The sequence below is a fragment of the Ensifer sp. KUDG1 genome, assembly GCF_050434285.1.
GTDB lineage: Bacteria > Pseudomonadota > Alphaproteobacteria > Rhizobiales > Rhizobiaceae > Ensifer.
In genome coordinates this window covers 136,416-154,708 of sequence record NZ_JBNDIG010000001.1, presented here as the reverse complement: position 1 = coordinate 154,708, position 18,293 = coordinate 136,416, and the positions used below count along the sequence as shown (strand labels likewise).

The following is an 18,293-nucleotide window of genomic DNA, read 5'->3' as shown; positions in this document are numbered from 1 at the left end:
ATCATGCCGATTCTCCTACCCGCGGCCGAGCCGCGGCTGTCTGGCCATTCGCCACGACGCGCATGAGGCGCCAACCCGCAAGTGATGAACAGAAAGTCGCGCGCAAGCCGAAAAGTCGGACCGCGCCCAAGCGCGTTTCGTCGCTCGACGACGATTGGTCAAACCGAGGTCATGCGAGATGGAGACCAGAATGCTGATACCCATCCAGGCGGCCCGAACCGCGACCAGCACAGATGAGACGACCGCAAGGACGCTGCAGCCTGCAGCACCGTTGACCGCCAGCCAGCGTGGCGAAGCCATACAGAAAATCCTCGATGCGTTGACACGGCATCTGTCCGGTCGCGAGATCCTTTCGAAGGACGCGCTGGTGCGACTGATGGAGGATCTGGCGCGCATCCTCAAATTCCCGCCACTGCCGCAGGAAGGTGGGCGCGATTTTGTCCGGCGGCTGGTCGCCTTCCTCGAATCCATGCCGACGTCCGACCGGGTGCTTTTGGAGCGGCAGCTCGGCGGGCGCAATCTTTCAATCCGCGTCGGCCTGCTGGCGGAGCTGCCGGCCATCCGCAACGGCACGAACACGCCGGGCGGCACTGCGACACCCATGCCGGCGCAGGCGCGTGACGTCATTCTGCGCAACCCCTCGCTCCAGCCAGCGCTGCCTTTGAGCCAGCCTGCCGCACGCACACCGCTCGGCGGTGAAGTCGCCCTTCTACAGGCGGTGCTGCGCAAGACCTTTGGCGTTGGCAACGATGTGACCGAGCCGCGGGGCGAGGAACTGGAAACGGTCGGAACCGAAGCGTCGTCGAAGGGCCGGAGCGAAAAGCCCGCGGAGCGAGGCGACGCGCGCGCAAACGGCGCGAAGAGCGCTTCGTCGGGCGATACGCCGATCGGGAGCGCTGCCGCCCTGCTTGCCGGCGAAGGCGAGATTGCGGAAGCCGCATCGCTGGCCGGCCCCACGGCCGAGGCCGAGGAAGCCCTGCAATCCGGGGAGACCGGGCATGGAGAGATAGAAGCCCCGGCCGAAGACAGTGCCGCAGCGCCGCTCGACGCGCACGGCGCCGACGGGACGGAGACCGCCGAAACGATCGAAGGCGAGGATCCCGACGGCACCTACGGACCGCTGCCCGATGCCGACGAGGAAGACGGCCACAGGACCACTGCGGCCGGTCGCAACGATCCGGAGGTGCGCCCGGCACGCGTGCTTTCCGAGGCGATCAAGACGCTCATCCGTGACAGCGTGGCCTTGGCTGCCGGCGCGGCCGATGGCGATCCCGGATCGGCGGCGCAGCAACCGATTGAGGAACCGGCCACCCAATCCCAGACGCCCGCCAGGGACGCCGGCACGCGCATCGCCGATGCCGCCGCCCGCCAGCACACCGCAACGGCTGCAGACACGAGCTTGCCGTCGCTCTTGGATGATCGCCCCGAGGAGACGGCCCAGCCGCGCGCAACCACAGACATTCGCCCACAGCGCGCTACGGACGAACAGACGGTGCAGCAGATGATCGCCAGGCTAGTGGAAAACGGCCTGCCGCGTGAGGCCATCCCCTTCGCCATGATCCCCTATCCGACGGACGCGGGCGAGGTGGAAGGCGAAGACCATTCGCGCGGCATGCCTGGAGGCTCCGGCGAAGAGGCAACGGGCGAGGAAGAAACGGCACAAGAGGGCAGCGACGGAAATCCGGAAGACGGAGAGCCGACCGGCGAAGCCATGCCGGAGGACGAGGCACCGGAAACGCCCGACGCCTATGATCTTTACCGCAGGCTCGGGGGTCTCGGTTAGGACACCGGCTCAGACTTGGACTTGGACTTGGACTTGGACTTGGGCTCGGGCTCGGGCCTGGACGCGCCCAAAGCTGCGCGCCGATTTCACACTTCGGGCCTACAAAGAAAAACCCGCGGAGATCGCTCTCCGCGGGTTTTTCAATTCAAACGTCAGGCAACGATTACTCGTTGTTCTGGCGGTTCTTCAGAGCCGCGCCGAGGATGTCGCCGAGCGAAGCGCCCGAGTCGGACGAACCGAACTGAGCAACGGCTTCCTTCTCTTCAGCGATTTCCAGAGCCTTGATCGACAGCTGGATCTTGCGGTCCTTCTTGGAGAAGTTGGTGACGCGAGCGTCGACAACCTGACCAACCGAGAAACGCTCCGGACGCTGTTCGTCACGATCACGCGACAGGTCAGCGCGGCGGATGAACGAGGTGATGTCTTCGTGGTTGACGAGCTTCACTTCGATGCCGCCATCGTTGATCGCGATGATTTCGGCCGAAACAACGGCGTTCTTGCGCAGTTCGCCCGAAGCAGCGGCGTCGCCGACTGCATCCTTGCCGAGCTGCTTGATGCCGAGCGAGATGCGTTCCTTCTCGACGTCGACGTCGAGAACAACAGCGCGAACGACGTCGCCCTTGTTGAACTCTTCGATGACCTGCTCGCCCGGACGGTTCCAGTCGAGGTCGGAAAGGTGAACCATGCCGTCAACGTCGCCGTCGAGGCCGATGAACAGGCCGAATTCGGTCTTGTTCTTGACTTCGCCTTCGACTTCGGTGCCAGCCGGATGGCTATGCGCGAATGCCTGCCACGGGTTCTCGAGCGTCTGCTTGAGGCCGAGCGAGATACGACGCTTGGTCGGATCGACTTCGAGAACGACAACGTCGACTTCCTGGCTCGTGGACAGGATCTTGCCGGGGTGTACGTTCTTCTTGGTCCAGGACATTTCGGAGATGTGGATCAGGCCTTCGATGCCCGGCTCCAGCTCGACGAACGCACCGTAGTCGGTGATGTTCGTGACGGTACCGGAGATCTTCTTGCCGACCGGGTACTTCGCACCGATGCCATCCCACGGATCCGACTCGAGCTGCTTCATGCCGAGCGAGATGCGGTGGGTTTCCTGGTTGATGCGGATGATCTGAACCTTGACCTGCTGGCCGATGTTCAGGATCTCCGACGGATGGTTCACGCGACGCCATGCCATGTCGGTGACATGGAGCAGACCGTCGATGCCGCCGAGGTCGACGAACGCACCGTAATCGGTGATGTTCTTGACGACGCCTTCGACAACCTGGCCTTCTTCAAGGTTCTGAACGATTTCAGAACGCTGTTCGGCACGGGATTCTTCGAGAACGGTACGACGCGATACGACGATGTTGCCGCGGCGCTTGTCCATCTTGAGGATTTCGAAGGGCTGCGGGTTGTGCATCAGCGGGGTCACGTCGCGGATCGGACGGATGTCGACCTGCGAGCGCGGAAGGAAGGCAACGGCGCCGTCGAGATCGACGGTGAAGCCACCCTTGACCTGGTTGAAGATGATGCCTTCGACGCGTTCGCCGGCTTCGAACTTCACTTCCAGGCGCATCCAGCTTTCTTCGCGGCGAGCCTTTTCGCGCGACAGAACAGCTTCGCCGAGCGCGTTTTCGATGCGCTCAACGTAGACTTCGACTTCGTCGCCGACCTTGAGCGAGCCGTCCTTCGCCTTCGCGCCGAATTCCTTCAGAGCGATGCGGCCTTCGACCTTCAGACCGACGTCGACAACGGCGACGTCCTTTTCGATGGCCGTAACGATGCCCTTGGCGACATAGCCTTCGGCGAGATCGGTCTTCGCGAAGGATTCTTCGAGAAGCGCTGCGAAATCGTCACGGGTAGGGTTGGTAGCAGACATGGAATCTCCTGCATGCATCTCATTCGAGACGCACATGCGCCGGGGGCTGGTGTTGAACAGGCCTGAACCCAGTCCGCTCCATTTGAAGGAGCAATCCGGCGCGTGGACGGAATTTCAGGCTTATGCAAGAAGGGCGATCCTGACAGTGTCTGGGATGGGCTCTTCTTCAGATCTTCTTGATCAGGGCCGCCTCGATCAAAGTCTTCGCGGCCTGAAACGCCGCCTCTATACTCATTTCGGACGTATCAAGCAAGTGCGCATCCTCGGCCGGACGCAAAGGACTGTCGGCACGCCCCATGTCGCGCTCGTCGCGCTTCTTCACATCCTCGAAAATCGCCTGGTAGTCGGCCGGTTGGCCATTGCCGATGATCTCGTCGTAGCGACGCCTGGCCCGCACTTCCGGCGAGGCGGTGACATAGAGTTTTACCGGCGCATCCGGGCAGACGACCGTGCCGATGTCGCGGCCGTCGAGTACCGTGCCGGGCTCGCGCAGCGAAAAAGCCTGCTGCGCCTCGACCAGCGCCCGGCGCACGGCCGGCATGACCGCGATCTTCGAGGCCGCCTCGCCGATCGCGTGGGCGGAAAGCACCGAGCGATCGAGGCCTGCCAGTTCGACCTCGCGCGCCACCTTCTCGGCGACCGCCTCGTCGTCGAGCGGCAGGCCGGCATCGAGCAGTGCTTTGGCGGTGGCGCGATAGGTCAGCCCCGTATCGAGATGATGGAAGCCGTATTCCTCGGCGATGCGGCGCGAGAGCGTGCCCTTGCCGGCTGCGGCCGGTCCGTCGATGGCGATGGTGAACGTCATTTTCCAACCTGCATATGTATATGGTCGTCGTGCCTGGCGGCCCGGCAACCCTGAAACCGAATGGACTCCGCTTCGACGCCAACTCGCTGCGCCAGATGCGGCTCCACGAAAATCTTCTCGATGCCGAAACCGCTCCCCTCGCCCGAGAGCCAGCGGAGCGCCTCTGCGGTTCGGCCTTCCTCCAGCGGCAAGGGCTGCCACAGCGACTGCAAGAAGTCCAAGTCCCAGCGCAAGGTCAAGAGGTCTTCGCGATCCCGGCACGGGAGAATGCTCTCCGCTCTCGGCTGCTCGAAGGCGAAATAGCCGATCGGCGAGCGGGTCGCCCTATCCTTATAGCTGCCCTTGGCGTCCTGATAGAAGAATGCGACATCGAGCTTCCGTCCGTCCGAATGGGAGAGATGCGGGAAAAGCGGAAAACCGTCAAAGAACGGAAAGTTGGCGTCGAGCGCCAAGGTGGTCGTTCCGGGGAACGCCTGATCCATGTGGCGCGACAGAGCAGCGGCCGCTTCCTTCAGTTCCGGAACGACATATTGGCGGTTCAGGACGCAGAAGAGCGGCGACTGCATCTTCAGCCGCAACGTGCCGTCGTCGAAACAGGGCAGAGGAACGCGGCCGAAGATCGGCGCAACGGCATAGCTAAGCGCGGTCCCTGCCGCATAGAGGCCGAGAAAGAGCGCGAGGAACACGGCAACGCCCGCCCTCCTTCGGCACAAGAGCACACGCGTGACGAGCCAGACGGCGCCGCCGATCTGCGTCAGCAGGGTCAGAAGCACAACGGCCGCAAGCGTCAGCAGCCACCTTATTGTCACTGCCAGCGTCGTGGACCTCACGCGATGCTCGCGCCGAGACCGGCCATCAGGTCCATGAAGCCAGGAAAGCTTGTCGCGATCATCGACACGTCATCGACGGTGACCGGATGTTCGGATGCAAGTCCAAGAACCAGGAAGCTCATGGCGATGCGGTGATCGAGATGGGTCTTGACCGATGCACCAGCTGCGTTTCCGAGCCCCTTGCCGTCGCGACGGCCGCGCACCATCAGCGAAGAAGCCCCCTCCTCGCATTCGACGCCATTGAGCGTCAGGCCTGCAGTGATGGCGGCGAGACGATCGGACTCCTTTACCCGCAGTTCGTCGAGGCCGGTCATGACGGTCTTACCCTCGGCAAAGGCGGCGGCGATGGCGAGAGCCGGGTACTCGTCGATCATCGAGGCGGCGCGCTCTTCAGGAACCGTGACGCCGCTCAGTTCGGAATGCCGTACGCGCAGATCCGCCACGTCTTCCCCGCCAACCTGGCTGCTGTCGATCACCTCGATATCCCCGCCCATCTCCTGAAGCGTCAGGATCAGGCCCGTGCGCGTCGGGTTCATCAGCACGCTGGTGATCGTGATGTCGGAGCCCGGAACGATCAGGGCTGCGACCAGTGGGAAAGCCGCCGACGAAGGATCGCCGGGCACGTCGATCTCCTGGCCGATAAGCTTGCCTCGACCTTCGAGGCGGATCGTACGGACGCCGCTGATCTCGGTCTCGACAGAGAGTGCAGCGCCAAAAGCCTGCAGCATCCGTTCCGTGTGATCGCGCGTCATGACCGGTTCGACGACGGTGGTGATGCCGGGCGCGTTGAGACCGGCGAGCAGCACCGCCGACTTCGCCTGGGCGGAGGCGACCGGCACCCGGTAGGCGATCGGCGTCGGCGTCTTCGGTCCGCGAAGGGTCACCGGCAGGCGATCGCCTGCGGCCGCCCTCACCTGCACGCCCATTTCGCGCAAGGGGTCGAGAACCCGCGCCATCGGCCGGCGGCTGAGCGAGGCATCGCCAACGAATGTCGTATCGAAGTCATAGACGCCCGCCAGCCCCATCACCAGACGGCAGCCCGTGCCGGCATTGCCGAAATCGAGCGGCGCCTCCGGCGCGAGCAGCGCGCCGTTGCCGACGCCATCGACGACAAAGGTGTTGCCCTCCTTGCGGATGCGGGCCCCCATGGCCTGCATCGCGCGGCCGGTGGCCAGCACGTCCGCGCCTTCTAAAAGGCCCGTAATGCGCGTTTCGCCGCCAGCAAGCCCACCCAGCATCAGCGCCCGGTGCGAGATCGACTTGTCGCCGGGAATGCGGATCGACCCGCGCAGGTCGGCGGACTTTCGGGCGGTGGCGGGTCTCGGGCCCGATCCATGAGACATGCGGCATCCTCTGGCCCGAAAAAGGGCGCTCTTGGCGAAAGGCGCAACCGCGCCCGTTCCGCAGCACTCCTATCACAACCCCTGCTGCGTGTTCCATAAATCGCGGCCGCAGGGAGATCGCCACAGGAGGCGGCAAGGGCCGGAAAGCCGGCAACGCCGGGGCTTTGGCGATTTGTCTTTGACAGATGCGGTCAAGACGATTATGGGGACCGGCTAATCATCATAAGCTTGATACCCTTTCCACCCGCCGGCTTTCCGGCAAGCGCCGGCTCGGCCGGCCATTCAAGAGGCTTTGACTGTGGCAAAACCGGAACTTGGAACAAAGCGCATCGACCCGGAAACGGGGCGCAAATTCTACGATCTGAACAGTGATCCGATCGTTTCGCCCTACACCGGCAAGTCCTATCCGCTGTCCTTCTTCGAAGAAACCTCGGTCGCCAAGGTGCTCGAGAAGGAAGAAGAAGAAGACGTAACGGAAGTCGATGCAGAGAACACCGAAGTCGAACTCGTTTCGCTCGAGGATGCCGATGATGAGGCAGCCGGCGGCGACGACCTGCCGGATCTCGGCGACGACGACGTCGAAATCGACGGCGACGACGATGACGACACCTTCCTGCAGACCGACGACGAAGACGACGACGACGACATGAGCGACCTCATCGGCGTGTCGGACGACGAAGAAGACGTCTAAGCGCTTCAAATGACAAAGAAATGCTCCCGTCCTCGGCCAAAGTGGCCCGGACGGGAGAAAAATGGCCCGGACAAAAAATAAATCCACAGGCCACGCATTTTTCGGCTTGCCATCCTCAAAAAGGGGAAGTAATAAGCCGCCACTCGCCGAGCACAACAGCCCGACGAGCTTCCCGGACCGGCCTAGCCGGAACCCGATATGGGGCTATAGCTCAGCTGGGAGAGCGCTTGCATGGCATGCAAGAGGTCAGCGGTTCGATCCCGCTTAGCTCCACCAAATCCTTCCTCCGATTGATCAGTACCGGTCCTCACGGACCTTCGTCCGCTGCCATTTCGTCCAGCGAATCCAGGATCATCGTCAAGAGGCGGATGATGTCGGCCGACTCAAGCAGGGCGTTGCGGATTTCGCGTTCGGACCGGCTGGGGATGGAACCGGCGATATCCAGAAGGATGTTGGTTACGTCCGGCGCTTCGGTGTTCGGCTCCATGCCTGTCTGCTCGCGCATGCAGCGGATCAGCGCCACTGCGCCTTCAAGCAAGCGCTGTGCCTGCAGCGGGGTGAGGTCATGAACCTCGTTGGCGGCACGAAACAGCTGCGATCGGAAGCCGGCTATCGTGGTCATCTCGGGGATGATACTCCTTTCGGCTTCAAATGAAAGTGGTGGCCGGAGCCGCCCGCGCAACGTTCGGATGAACAGGATGCATGCGCTAGCTTGCGCGAACGCGAACAGCCGTTTCGCGCGCGCCATCTGCCCGCGCCGCCATGCATTCATGATTTGTTAAGCAGCGGAACGCAGAAGCTGGTGCCATGTTTCTGATCTCGAAAATCTTCTGGCTCATCGCGCAGCCGCTGTCGTTCTCGCTGCTTGCCGTCATCGCCGGGCTGCTTGCGACGGCCATCGGCTGGCGCCGCATCGGCGCCGTTCTCGGCAGCCTCGGCGCGCTGGTGCTTTTCCTCAGCCTGTTCACCACCATAGGCCCCTATGCGCTGCAAGCGCTCGAGGATCGATTTGCGCGCCCGACACCGCCGACGGCGCTCTCCTGCATCATCGTGCTCGGCGGCGCCTTCGAAAACGAAGTCATGGCGAGCCGTGGCGGCACGGAACTCAACCAGGCGGCAGACCGCTTCATCGAGACCGCGAGCCTTGCCAAGCGCTATCCCGAAGCGCGGATCCTCGTCTCCGGCGGCGACGGTTCGATCAGCGGCGCCTACGAGGGCGATGCGCTGGCCTCCAAGGCGTTCTTCGACATCTTCGGGATCGCCGCGGATCGGGTGATCCGCGAGGAAGATTCGCGCACCACCTTCGAGAACGCGCGCTACACCAAGGACCTGCTGGCGGCAAACGGACTTTCACAGTGCGCGCTCGTGACCTCGGCCTATCATATGCCGCGCTCCGTCGGGCTCTTCCGCGCCAACGACATCGATGTGCTGCCCTGGCCGACCGACTACCGCACCAGCGGCAAGGTGCGCCTTGGCTTCGATTTCACCCAGCCTTCGCTGAACGCGCAGCTGACGACGACGGCCGCCAAGGAATGGACCGGGCTTGTTGCCTATTACCTGCTCGGCCGCACCCAGGCCGTGCTGCCGCGATAGGAAGCCATGACATGCCCCACTGCTGCAAATGGCAGTTCGCCCCCTGACTTCATCCTGGCGGTGCGCTAATGATCTGCGGGAGCCAATCGGGCTGAAACGGAGCGCCCATGCCGATCCTCGAAATCCTCGACTATGCCGGTGTGGCCGTGTTTGCCGCAACCGGGGCGCTGTCGGCCTCGCGCAAGCAACTCGATATCATCGGCTATCTGTTCCTCGCCTCGGTCACCGGCATTGGCGGCGGCACGATGCGCGACGTCGTGCTCGGCGCAACGCCCGTCTTCTGGGTCACCAACCCGACCTATCTGCTGGTCTGCGCCACCGTCGCCGTTCTCCTGTTCTTCACCGCCCATCTCTTCGATTCCCGCTACCGGGTGCTCGTCTGGCTCGATGCGATCGGGCTGTCGGCCTATTGCGTGATGGGTGCGGCGAAAGGCTATGCAGCGACGGGGTCGCCGAGCGTCGCGCTCGTTACCGGCATGCTGACGGCGACGTTCGGCGGCGTGCTTCGCGATCTGCTGGCCGGAGAACCCTCGGTGCTGCTGCGGCCGGAAGTCTACGTGACGGCAGCGCTGATTGGTGCCAGCGCCTACGTGCTGGCGACGATGGTGGGACTGCCGCTTGTGGCCGCCTCAACGCTCGGCGTGGCCTCGGCCTTTGCCGTGCGTGCCGGTGCGCTCAAGTTCGGCTGGACGCTGCCGACCGGCAAGGCGCTGCCGGGCCGCGATCCGGACGACGTGATGTGAGCCTTTCGCACGTGCGCCTATGACAGGCGGCGGACAGCCCCGGTATCGTAGTTGATGCGGTGTCGGCCGCCACCCGGGCGGCTCCAGCGAAAGGGATACCGCATGCGTTTCTTCAGCAACAAGTTTGCCGCACTCGCCCTTCTTTGCATGGCCTCGCCGGCATTTGCCGCCACGACCGTCAAGGTCGTCGAAGGTGGTGAAGCGGGCGGCCCGATGACACTGACACTCGACCAGTCGACGATAAAGGCCGGAGAGACGGTCTTCCTGGTGCACAACGACGCCATGACCGAAGAGCACGAGATGGTGCTGGTGAAGCTGAAATCAGCCAACCAGAAAATCAATCTCATCGCGGCCAAGCATCGCGTCGACGAAAAGCAGCTCAAGAGCCTCGGCGAGGTTTCCGAACTGAAGCCCGGAGCCGACGGCCAGCTGAAAGCCAAGCTCGCGCCGGGCAGCTATGTGCTCCTTTGCAATATCAAAGGGCACTACGAGGCTGGCATGCGCGCCAATCTGACGGTGACGGAATAGCGGCGATCGATCGCCATCGCGGCCACCGTCACGGTGGCCGCCGTATCAGCGGCCGTTCTTGCGGCGCAGACGGATGACCACGTCGACATGGGCGATTTCCATGCCCTCGGGCGGCTCCGGCAGATTGTCGATGTGGATGTTGCTGACCGGAATATCGAGAACCTCGTTCTGGCCCTCGACGAAGAAGTGGTGATGGTCCGACACGTTGGTGTCGAAATAGGTCTTGGCGCTTTCCACCGCCAGCACGCGGATCATGCCGGCCTCGGTAAACTGGTGCAGCGTGTTGTAGACCGTCGCCAGCGACACCGGCACGCCGGCCATGACGGCCTCTTCGTGCAATTCTTCGACGGTCAGGTGGCGATCACCCTTGGCAAAGATCAGATCGGCGAGGGCAACGCGTTGACGGGTCGGACGCAGGCCTGAGTGGCGAAGCCTTTCTTCCGAACTCACTTCTGTTGCTTTCGTCATCAAGGGTCGTTCCATGTATCCCGGCGAAATTCACAATACTTCCTCCGCGATATAACTTTTACGTCCTCGCCTTTCAATAGATTCCAGCCCTGACAGGCGTTGCAAAGCCCGAAAAACCGGTCAAACTCGGGGAATGCTGGCAATTAACTCTGGTCGCGCCCACATTGATCCTGTAAGCGACGGCGGAGTGAAATCGTCATCTGGAGCGATGGAGACCGGACGGAAAACCGCAAGATCCGGGTCGCCACGCTTCATTTCAAGCCAAACTTGCTCTAAAGCAGGTCGGACAACACAATTTGTTACGCGGGGAAACATCTATTCATGACGACCAGACAATCCAGCTTCAACTATGAGGAAATCCTGGCCTGCGGCCGTGGAGAATTGTTTGGCCCCGGCAATGCCCAGCTGCCGCTGCCGCCGATGCTGATGGTCCACCGCATCACCGATATCTCCGAAACCGGCGGCGCCTTCGACAAGGGCTACCTGCGCGCCGAATACGACGTGCGGCCGGACGACTGGTATTTTCCCTGCCACTTCCAGGGCAACCCGATCATGCCTGGCTGCCTCGGCCTCGACGGTATGTGGCAGCTGACCGGCTTCTACCTCGGTTGGCTCGGCGAGCCCGGCCGCGGCATGGCGCTTTCCACCGGCGAAGTGAAGTTCAAGGGCATGGTGCGTCCCCACACCAAGCTTCTCGAGTACGGCATCGACTTCAAGCGCGTCATGCGCGGACGGCTCGTGCTCGGCACGGCCGACGGCTGGCTGAAAGCCGATGGCGAGACTATCTATCAGGCGACCGACCTCCGCGTCGGCCTGTCGAAGGATAAGGCCGAGTAAGATCCAGGCCTTTCCGCAGCCAACGAAATAAAGAAAAGGTCAGTACCATGAGACGGGTTGTTGTCACGGGCCTCGGCATCGTTTCCTCGATCGGGAACAATGCAGACGAAGTCACGGCGTCGTTGCGCGATGCCAAGTCGGGCATCACGTTTTCTCCCGATTTCGCCGAGAACGGCTTCAAGTGCCAGGTCTGGGGCGCGCCGTCGCTCGATCCGACCGAACTCGTCGATCGCCGTGCCATGCGCTTCCTGTCGCAGGGCGGCGCCTGGAACCACGTGGCGATGAAGCAGGCAATCGCCGACTCCGGTCTGGAAGAAGCCGTCATCGCCCGCAACGAGCGCACCGGCATCATCATGGGCTCGGGCGGACCGTCCACCCGCACGATCGTCGAAGCGGCCGACATCACCCGCAAGAACGTCAGCCCGAAGCGTATCGGCCCGTTCGCCGTTCCGAAGGCGATGTCGTCCACCGCATCGGCGACGCTTGCCACCTGGTTCCAGATCCACGGCGTCAATTATTCGATCTCGTCGGCCTGCTCGACCTCGGCCCATTGCATCGGCAATGCTGCCGAGATGATCCAGTGGGGCAAGCAGGACGTGATGTTTGCCGGGGGTCACGAAGACCTCGACTGGACCATGTCGAACCTGTTCGACGCCATGGGCGCCATGTCGTCGAAGTACAACGAAACGCCGTCGACGGCGTCGCGCGCCTATGACGCCAACCGCGACGGCTTCGTCATTGCCGGCGGCGCAGGCGTTCTCGTTCTCGAAGAGCTGGAGCACGCCAAGGCCCGCGGCGCGAAGATCTACGCCGAAATCGTCGGCTACGGCGCGACCTCCGACGGCTACGACATGGTGGCTCCGTCGGGCGAAGGCGCGATCCGCTGCATGCGTCAGGCGCTCTCGACCGTGAAGGGCGATGTCGATTACATCAACACCCACGGCACCTCGACACCGGTTGGCGACAGCAAGGAAATCGGCGCGATCCGCGAAGTGTTCGGCAGCAAGATTCCGCACATCCAGTCGACCAAGTCGCTCACGGGTCACTCGCTCGGTGCGGCCGGCGTACAGGAATCGATCTACGGCCTGCTGATGATGCAGGCCGGCTTCATCGGCGAAAGCGCGCATATCAGCGAACTCGACCCGGAATTCGATGGCGTTCCGATCGTTCGCAAGCGCATCGACAATGCCAAGATCGATACGGTTCTTTCGAACTCCTTCGGCTTCGGCGGCACCAACGCAACGCTCGTCTTCCAGCGCTACAACGGATAACACCATGACGGGACTGATGACTGGAAAGCGTGGCCTCATCATGGGTGTGGCCAACAACCATTCTATTGCCTGGGGCATCGCCAAGTCGCTTGCAGCGCAAGGCGCGGAACTGGCCTTCACCTATCAGGGCGAGGCGCTCGGCAAGCGCGTCAAGCCGCTGGCGGCCGAACTCGGTTCCGACTTCCTGCTTCCCTGCGATGTCGAAGACATTGCGTCGGTCGATGCGGTCATCGATGCGATCAAGGAACGCTGGGGCAAGCTTGACTTCATTGTCCATGCCATCGGCTTCTCGGACAAGAACGAGCTGAAGGGCCTCTACGCCGACACCTCGCGTGACAATTTCAGCCGCACGATGGTGATTTCCTGCTTCTCCTTCACCGAGATCGCCAAGCGGGCGGCCGAGCTGATGGATGAGGGCGGCTCGATGCTGACACTCACCTATGGCGGCTCCATGCGTGTCATGCCGAACTACAACGTCATGGGTGTCGCCAAGGCGGCGCTCGAAGCGTCCGTGCGCTACCTCGCCGCCGACTACGGCGTTCGCGGCATCCGCGTCAACGCGATCTCGGCAGGCCCGATCCGCACGCTTGCCGGCGCCGGCATTTCCGACGCCCGGGCGATGCTTTCCTGGCAGCAGAAGAATTCGCCGCTGCGCCGTACCGTCACGATCGACGATGTCGGCAGCTCGGCCCTCTATCTTCTTTCGGACCTTTCGCGCGGCGTGACCGGCGAAATCCACTATGTCGATTCCGGCTACAACATTACGTCGATGCCGGCACTCGATGCGCTCAGGACCGCCGACGCCGAGTAACGGCAGCGGCGAACGACGCTGACGAACGACGCAGCTTCTACAGAAAACCCCGGCGAGACATCTCGCCGGGGTTTCTTGTTTGAGGCCCAGAAGGCCGGATGGCTCGAGAAGACATCAATCCGGAAGGCCGGCCTTGTGGAAGCCGTCGACGAAGTGCGCAAGCGTCGCTGCGTCGCGAAACGGCTCGGTCGTCGCCCAGAAACCGGTCGTAAAATGCGGGTTGGCTACGAGGAACAGGTCGACCTCGGCGCGCGCCTCGTCGAACCGCCCCAATTGCGCGAGGCTCGCCGCCAGGAAGCGACGGGAGCTGGTGCGGTAGGTCTCATCCTTGCGCAAAGTCTCGACCGCGGCTTCGTAGTCTCCGGCCGCATACTGCGCCTGGCCGAGCGTCAGATAGTACCAGCTTGCCGGATAGGGGTTCAGCCGGAACGCCTTGCGAATGTGCTCCAGCCCTTCCTCGACCCGGCCCGCCAGCACCGTGATGTCGGACAATGTCGCCCAGGTGTCGGCTTCGTTCGGATCAAGCTCGATGGCCCTGGCAAACTCGGCGTCGGCCTCGGCGAAGTTGCGCTCGTAGGCAAGCAGGTTGGCCAGCACCCAGCGGCAGCCGGCGTCGCTGGGATCGATCGCAACGGCTTTGCGCGCCAATTCCAGAGCGATGCCGCGGGTCGGTTCGATCGGCGCGCCCCAGTGCACCCACCCCATCCAGTGGTTCATGGCGAGCCAGCGATAGGCCTCGGCATAATCGGGGTCGAGCGAAACGGCGCGGGTGAGCATCAGATGCGCTTCCCGGGCGGTCTGCGGCGAATCGTCGATCAACTTGCGCGCCCTAACGCAGAGATCGTAGGCCTCGAGGCTCCTGGGGCGATTGCGTGACGGCGGCGTGCGCAGCCGGCCAAGCAGAGCCTCGACGATCTTCGCCGTCACCTCGTCCTGAACGGCAAAGATGTCTTCCAGATTGCGATCGAAGCGCTCGGCCCACAGGTGCTCTCCACTCAGCGCATCGACCAGCTGGGCATTGATGCGCACGCGTCCGGAGGCCCGCCGTGCGCTTCCTTCCAAGAGGTAACGCACGCCAAGATCCTCCGCGATCGCGCGCACGTCCATCGCCCTTCCCTTGTAGGCAAAGGTGGAGTTGCGGGCGATGACGAACAGGCCACCGCTCCGGGAGAGATCGGTGATCAGGTCTTCCGTCAGCCCGTCCGCAAAGGAATCCTGATCGGGATCGTTGCTGAGATTGACGAAGGGCAACACAGCGATCGACGGTCGGCCCGGTAGCGGCAACGGCTTTCGCCCGCCTGCCAGCCGCTCGATATTGCCCATGAAACGGTATCCGACGCGCGGAACCGTTGAAATCCACTCGCCGCCGTCGGCAGCCCGGCCGAGCAGCTTCCTGAGCTGTGCGATCTGTACGGTAAGATTGCCCTCCTCGACGGCCGTGCCCGGCCAGGCGGCGTCCATCAGCTCGGTCTTGGCAAGAATTTCGCCTGGCCGTTCCACGAACGCCGCAAGCAGCTTCACGCCACGATACCCGACCGCAACCGGATCATCGTTCCGCAGGAGCGTTCCCGCCCCCGGATCAAGCACGAATGGACCAAAGGCAAAACGCGTATCCTGCATGCGGCGATCTATAGCCCGTTTGGAAGATTTTGAGAACTTTTTGGAAGGGCTTAAGTACGGCGTCGATCCGATTTCGCAGAATCCAACCTCCTTCAGATCGAGGATCTCCGGATCCCTCAAAGCCGATAGCGAGGTTGTCATGAACAACGCCCCCTTTTCTCCCATTGTTTCGCCTCAGGCAGCGGCGCCAAAGACGCGGGGGAGCCCGACGCGTTCGCTTTACCCCGTCGAGACGCTGAGACGGGTGGTCGCCGCCTGGCGTGAACGGAACCAGTTTCACGTCGAGCTCGAGCGAAAGCTCAAGGGCGATCCGCATCTGATCGACGATATCGGCCTGACGCGACGCCAGGTCGAGGAGGAGCTCGCCAGACCCTTCTGGCAAGTGCTTTGAGGTGACCCGCGCAATGACATCGGACCAGCAGCCACCACCGGCGCCGCTCCTTGGCGAGGCGATCACAACGCTCCGGGAAGATCGGACCCCATGGGCGGCGATGGCGGGCATCATCGCGACGGTCACCGTCTTTGCGGTGGCGCAGGGGCTCACCTATCCGCTGCTCAGCTTCATCCTGGAGCGGCAGCGGACGGAACCTGCCCTCATCGGCCTGTCGGCGGCCATGACGCCGCTTGGGTTCATCCTGTCGGCGCCTCTGATCCCGATGCTTTCACGGCGGCTGGGCGGTGCCCGGCTCGCGGTCCTGTGTTCGGTGCTGGCCGCCACCACGCTTGCCGCCATTGCCTGGACCGCCGACGTCTGGGCCTGGATGCCACTGCGCTTTCTGCTGGGCGTCTTCGCCAATCCGCTATCCGTGATCAGCGAGACCTGGCTGGTGGCGATTACGCCCGCGTCCCGCCGGGGCCGCATCATGGGTCTCTATTCCTCCGTCGTCTCGGCCGGCTTCGCCATCGGGCCGCTGTCATTGGGGATGGTCGGAACGGCCGGCTGGTCGCCATTCCTGATCGGCATCGTGGCTTTCCTCGCCTGCGGCCTGATCCTGCTTGCCCTGGTGTCGCGCCTGCCGGAGATGCCGCAGCATGGGGAGGCGACTTCGGTCGCCGGCTTTTTCGCGCTGGCGCCGTTGCTGCTGTTTGCGGTCGCGACGGCTGCGGCCTTCGAGCAGACCCTGCTTTCGCTGCTTGCGGTCTATGGCGCAGCGCTTGGCAGCGACGAGGCGCGCGTCGCACCGCTCATCACCTGCTTCATTGCCGGCAATGCGTCGCTGCAGGTCCTGCTCGGACGGCTCTCCGAACGCAGGGGATCGAGGCGGACCATGCTGTTCTGCGTGCTTTCATCCCTGGCCGGGTGCCCGCTGCTGCCATGGCTGTTCGACAGCTGGCTCATCTGGCCGCTCGTTTTTGTCTGGGGCGGGGTGACGTTCGGGATCTATACCCTGTCGCTGATCCAGCTCGGCGAGCGCTTCAGCGGCCAGGCCTTGATCGCCGGCAATGCCGCCTTTGCCTTCGCCTGGGGCCTTGGCGGGATGGTCGGCTCGCCGGCAACGGGACTTGCCATGCAAGTGACCGGACACCACGGCCTGCCGCTGTCTCTCGGCCTGCTGTGCGCCGTCCTCGCTGGGCTGTTGATCGTCAAGGAACGCCGCCGCTGACGGACCCGGTCCGCCTGCCTTCTGCCGGCTGCCTCAAACCAGGATGAAGAGCACGAGCAAGGCCACGATGACCGCCGCTACGACGAAACCCGTATGGGTTCGGCGTGCGGGGTCAAGCGGCGAACGGTAGAGGCTCTGCAGGAACGACATGGGCACCTCGGAGGTCGCGCCATGTCCCTCGCCCTGCTTGATGTCCTTGGCAATAGCTTCGGCCGCATCCTCACTCAAGGGCGGCCTGTTCACTCCCGACGTCATGGATCTCATCCTCCGGCAGCAAAACCGGGCACATGGTGAGCCGGATCTGCGGCGAAGGCAACGGGCAAAGTCTGGCGTGCGGCCAGATGTAAAAAAGCCGGGTCATTCGCCCGGCTTTTCCATTCTCAGTTCGTGCAAAATGGACCCTGCTGGGCCTAGCGCTTGGCCCAGAGCACCTTGAAACGGGCGTTGCGGCAGGTCTCGCCATATTCCTTGGAATTTTCGGCCAGAACCTGCTCGTAGGGCAGGCCGCGATTGGCGACCATCATCAGCTTGCCACCCTGCTTCAGCGCCTTCAGCGCCGTCTTGATGATCGCGACGCCGAGCGCCGGCTCAGCCGCGTGGCCCTCATGGAAGGGCGGGTTCATGACGATGAGGTCGTACTTGTCGCGCGGCTCTTCGCTCGTCAGGTCGAACCAGTAGAAACGGGCCGGCATACGCGGCGCGTTCGCCATCATGTTGACGCGGGCCGCCTCGAGCGCCTCGTGATCGGCCTCGAAGAGGTCGACCCCCTTGGTGCCCGGCGACGCTTCTGCGAGCTTGGCTGCGAGATAGCCCCAGCCGGCGCCGAAATCGGCGGCATGACCGTGGAAATCGATCGGCAGACGCGAGGCCAGCAGTTCGGAGCCGGCATCGATACGGTCATGCGAGAACATGCCGGGCGATGCCTCGAACAGGCCATCGACGCGCACCGGCACCTTGGCGAGCTTTTGTACGGCGTCGGTGACATCTTCTGGACGGGTGAACCAGAAGGCGACGCCGTGGTATTTCGGCAGATGGTCGCCGTCCCATTCGAACTTGGCGATGCGCTTCTTCAGCGACTGGATGCCATCTTCCTTACCGCCGGCAACGACGATCAGGCCGCCTTCGCGCGTGCGCTTCAGCGCCTCGGCGATCCGGTCTTCGTTCTCGCCCTTGTGCTTGCCGCACAGGATCAGCGTGACGTCGTAGTCCTCGCCGGTGATTTCAGGCGCCACGTCGGCACGGGCGGCCTCCAGGGCGCGATAGAGCGGCCGCAGCGGCTGCACGGCAGAGATCGACGCCTCGAAGCCTTGGGGCAGCCTGTAGCCCGCTTCCGCGCCAAGGAACAGCACGCGCTCGCCCGCGCCCGGCGGGTCGATCACGCCGCTGTCGAACGGGTAAAACAGGGTCTTCAACGAATCTCGGCTCATCGGTCTATCCGTCATCTTCTTACAAGAAAGGGGCGCGGAGCGAACCGCCCCGCGCCCCGAATGCATTCG

The 18,293-nt window shown here is 63.4% G+C and carries 19 protein-coding genes and 1 tRNA gene; 11 read left to right on the top strand and 9 right to left on the bottom strand.

Annotation, left to right across the window (positions count from 1 at the left end):
• Window positions 1-190 precede the first annotated feature (190 nt).
• Window positions 191-1,783 (top strand): hypothetical protein, encoded by a 1,593-nt coding sequence (locus M2267_RS00780; RefSeq protein ID WP_429111917.1) that lies wholly within the window; start codon window positions 191-193, stop codon window positions 1,781-1,783.
• Window positions 1,784-1,946: 163 nt separating this feature from the next.
• On the opposite strand, the gene rpsA is transcribed toward M2267_RS00780, so the two are convergent.
• The 4 genes from rpsA to aroA form a co-directional block, all read right to left on the bottom strand.
• Window positions 1,947-3,671 (bottom strand): 30S ribosomal protein S1, encoded by a 1,725-nt coding sequence (gene rpsA / locus M2267_RS00775; protein ID WP_082005877.1) that lies wholly within the window; start codon window positions 3,669-3,671, stop codon window positions 1,947-1,949.
• A 148-nt stretch (window positions 3,672-3,819) separates the two neighbouring features.
• On the bottom strand, window positions 3,820-4,458 hold the full coding sequence (gene cmk, locus M2267_RS00770; protein WP_402323627.1) for a (d)CMP kinase: 639 nt from the start codon (window positions 4,456-4,458) through the stop codon (window positions 3,820-3,822).
• On the bottom strand, window positions 4,455-5,267 hold the full coding sequence (locus tag M2267_RS00765; RefSeq protein WP_429111916.1) for a hypothetical protein: 813 nt from the start codon (window positions 5,265-5,267) through the stop codon (window positions 4,455-4,457). The genes cmk and M2267_RS00765 overlap by 4 nt, the downstream gene beginning before the upstream one ends.
• A 17-nt stretch (window positions 5,268-5,284) precedes the next feature.
• Complete coding sequence (gene aroA, locus M2267_RS00760) at window positions 5,285-6,631, bottom strand: 3-phosphoshikimate 1-carboxyvinyltransferase (RefSeq protein ID WP_429111914.1); 1,347 nt, start codon at window positions 6,629-6,631, stop codon at window positions 5,285-5,287.
• 298 nt (window positions 6,632-6,929) lie between these two features.
• On the opposite strand from aroA, the gene M2267_RS00755 reads away from it, so the two are divergent.
• Both M2267_RS00755 and M2267_RS00750 read left to right on the top strand, forming a co-directional pair.
• Entirely contained in the window at window positions 6,930-7,322 is a 393-nt protein-coding gene (locus M2267_RS00755) for a TIGR02300 family protein (protein ID WP_043611865.1), read from the top strand.
• 200 nt (window positions 7,323-7,522) lie between these two features.
• Window positions 7,523-7,598: transfer RNA gene (locus M2267_RS00750), tRNA-Ala, on the top strand.
• A gap of 31 nt (window positions 7,599-7,629) precedes the next feature.
• Here the strand turns inward: M2267_RS00750 and M2267_RS00745 are convergent.
• The gene (locus tag M2267_RS00745; RefSeq protein WP_156133953.1) at window positions 7,630-8,070 is read right to left on the bottom strand and encodes a hypothetical protein; all 441 of its coding nucleotides are present in this window, start codon (window positions 8,068-8,070) and stop codon (window positions 7,630-7,632) included.
• Between the two features lie 59 nt (window positions 8,071-8,129).
• Between M2267_RS00745 and M2267_RS00740 the strand changes: the two genes are divergently transcribed.
• The 3 genes from M2267_RS00740 to M2267_RS00730 all read left to right on the top strand — a co-directional run bounded on the left by M2267_RS00740 (window position 8,130) and on the right by M2267_RS00730 (window position 10,186).
• Window positions 8,130-8,915: a YdcF family protein gene (locus M2267_RS00740; protein WP_429111913.1), complete on the top strand. Its 786-nt coding sequence runs from the start codon at window positions 8,130-8,132 to the stop codon at window positions 8,913-8,915.
• Window positions 8,916-9,022: 107 nt separating this feature from the next.
• Window positions 9,023-9,658 carry a trimeric intracellular cation channel family protein gene (locus M2267_RS00735; protein WP_029742382.1) on the top strand — a complete coding sequence of 212 codons (636 nt, stop codon included), beginning with the start codon at window positions 9,023-9,025 and terminating at the stop codon, window positions 9,656-9,658.
• 102 nt (window positions 9,659-9,760) lie between these two features.
• Window positions 9,761-10,186 (top strand): plastocyanin/azurin family copper-binding protein, encoded by a 426-nt coding sequence (locus M2267_RS00730; RefSeq protein ID WP_429111911.1) that lies wholly within the window; start codon window positions 9,761-9,763, stop codon window positions 10,184-10,186.
• Window positions 10,187-10,231: 45 nt separating this feature from the next.
• Here M2267_RS00730 and irrA read toward each other — a convergent pair whose 3' ends face one another.
• Window positions 10,232-10,654 carry an iron response transcriptional regulator IrrA gene (gene irrA, locus M2267_RS00725; protein ID WP_043611882.1) on the bottom strand — a complete coding sequence of 141 codons (423 nt, stop codon included), beginning with the start codon at window positions 10,652-10,654 and terminating at the stop codon, window positions 10,232-10,234.
• Between the two features lie 321 nt (window positions 10,655-10,975).
• On the opposite strand from irrA, the gene fabA reads away from it, so the two are divergent.
• The 3 genes from fabA to fabI are packed head-to-tail and all read left to right on the top strand — an operon-like array spanning window position 10,976 to window position 13,573.
• Window positions 10,976-11,491 (top strand): 3-hydroxyacyl-[acyl-carrier-protein] dehydratase FabA, encoded by a 516-nt coding sequence (fabA, locus tag M2267_RS00720; protein ID WP_043611857.1) that lies wholly within the window; start codon window positions 10,976-10,978, stop codon window positions 11,489-11,491.
• Between the two features lie 47 nt (window positions 11,492-11,538).
• Window positions 11,539-12,762, top strand: coding sequence for a beta-ketoacyl-ACP synthase I (fabB, locus tag M2267_RS00715; protein ID WP_043611855.1), 1,224 nt, complete (start codon window positions 11,539-11,541; stop codon window positions 12,760-12,762).
• A gap of 4 nt (window positions 12,763-12,766) precedes the next feature.
• Entirely contained in the window at window positions 12,767-13,573 is an 807-nt protein-coding gene (gene fabI / locus M2267_RS00710; protein ID WP_043611851.1) for an enoyl-ACP reductase FabI, read from the top strand.
• Between the two features lie 114 nt (window positions 13,574-13,687).
• Here fabI and M2267_RS00705 read toward each other — a convergent pair whose 3' ends face one another.
• On the bottom strand, window positions 13,688-15,193 hold the full coding sequence (locus tag M2267_RS00705) for a winged helix-turn-helix domain-containing tetratricopeptide repeat protein (protein ID WP_429111907.1): 1,506 nt from the start codon (window positions 15,191-15,193) through the stop codon (window positions 13,688-13,690).
• A 139-nt stretch (window positions 15,194-15,332) separates the two neighbouring features.
• Here M2267_RS00705 and M2267_RS00700 point away from each other — a divergent pair, with 139 nt between their 5' ends.
• Together M2267_RS00700 and M2267_RS00695 are read left to right on the top strand one after the other, a co-directional pair.
• Entirely contained in the window at window positions 15,333-15,584 is a 252-nt protein-coding gene (locus tag M2267_RS00700) for a DUF1127 domain-containing protein (protein WP_429111905.1), read from the top strand.
• A gap of 100 nt (window positions 15,585-15,684) precedes the next feature.
• Window positions 15,685-16,797, top strand: a complete 1,113-nt coding sequence (locus M2267_RS00695) for an MFS transporter (RefSeq protein WP_429113009.1) — start codon at window positions 15,685-15,687, stop codon at window positions 16,795-16,797.
• Window positions 16,798-16,830: 33 nt separating this feature from the next.
• On the opposite strand, the gene M2267_RS00690 is transcribed toward M2267_RS00695, so the two are convergent.
• A complete protein-coding gene (locus M2267_RS00690) occupies window positions 16,831-17,052 on the bottom strand; it encodes a hypothetical protein (protein ID WP_043611846.1) in 222 nt (73 codons plus the stop codon).
• Between the two features lie 155 nt (window positions 17,053-17,207).
• Entirely contained in the window at window positions 17,208-18,224 is a 1,017-nt protein-coding gene (locus M2267_RS00685; RefSeq protein WP_043611843.1) for a class I SAM-dependent methyltransferase, read from the bottom strand.
• Between the last annotated feature and the right edge of the window lie 69 nt (window positions 18,225-18,293).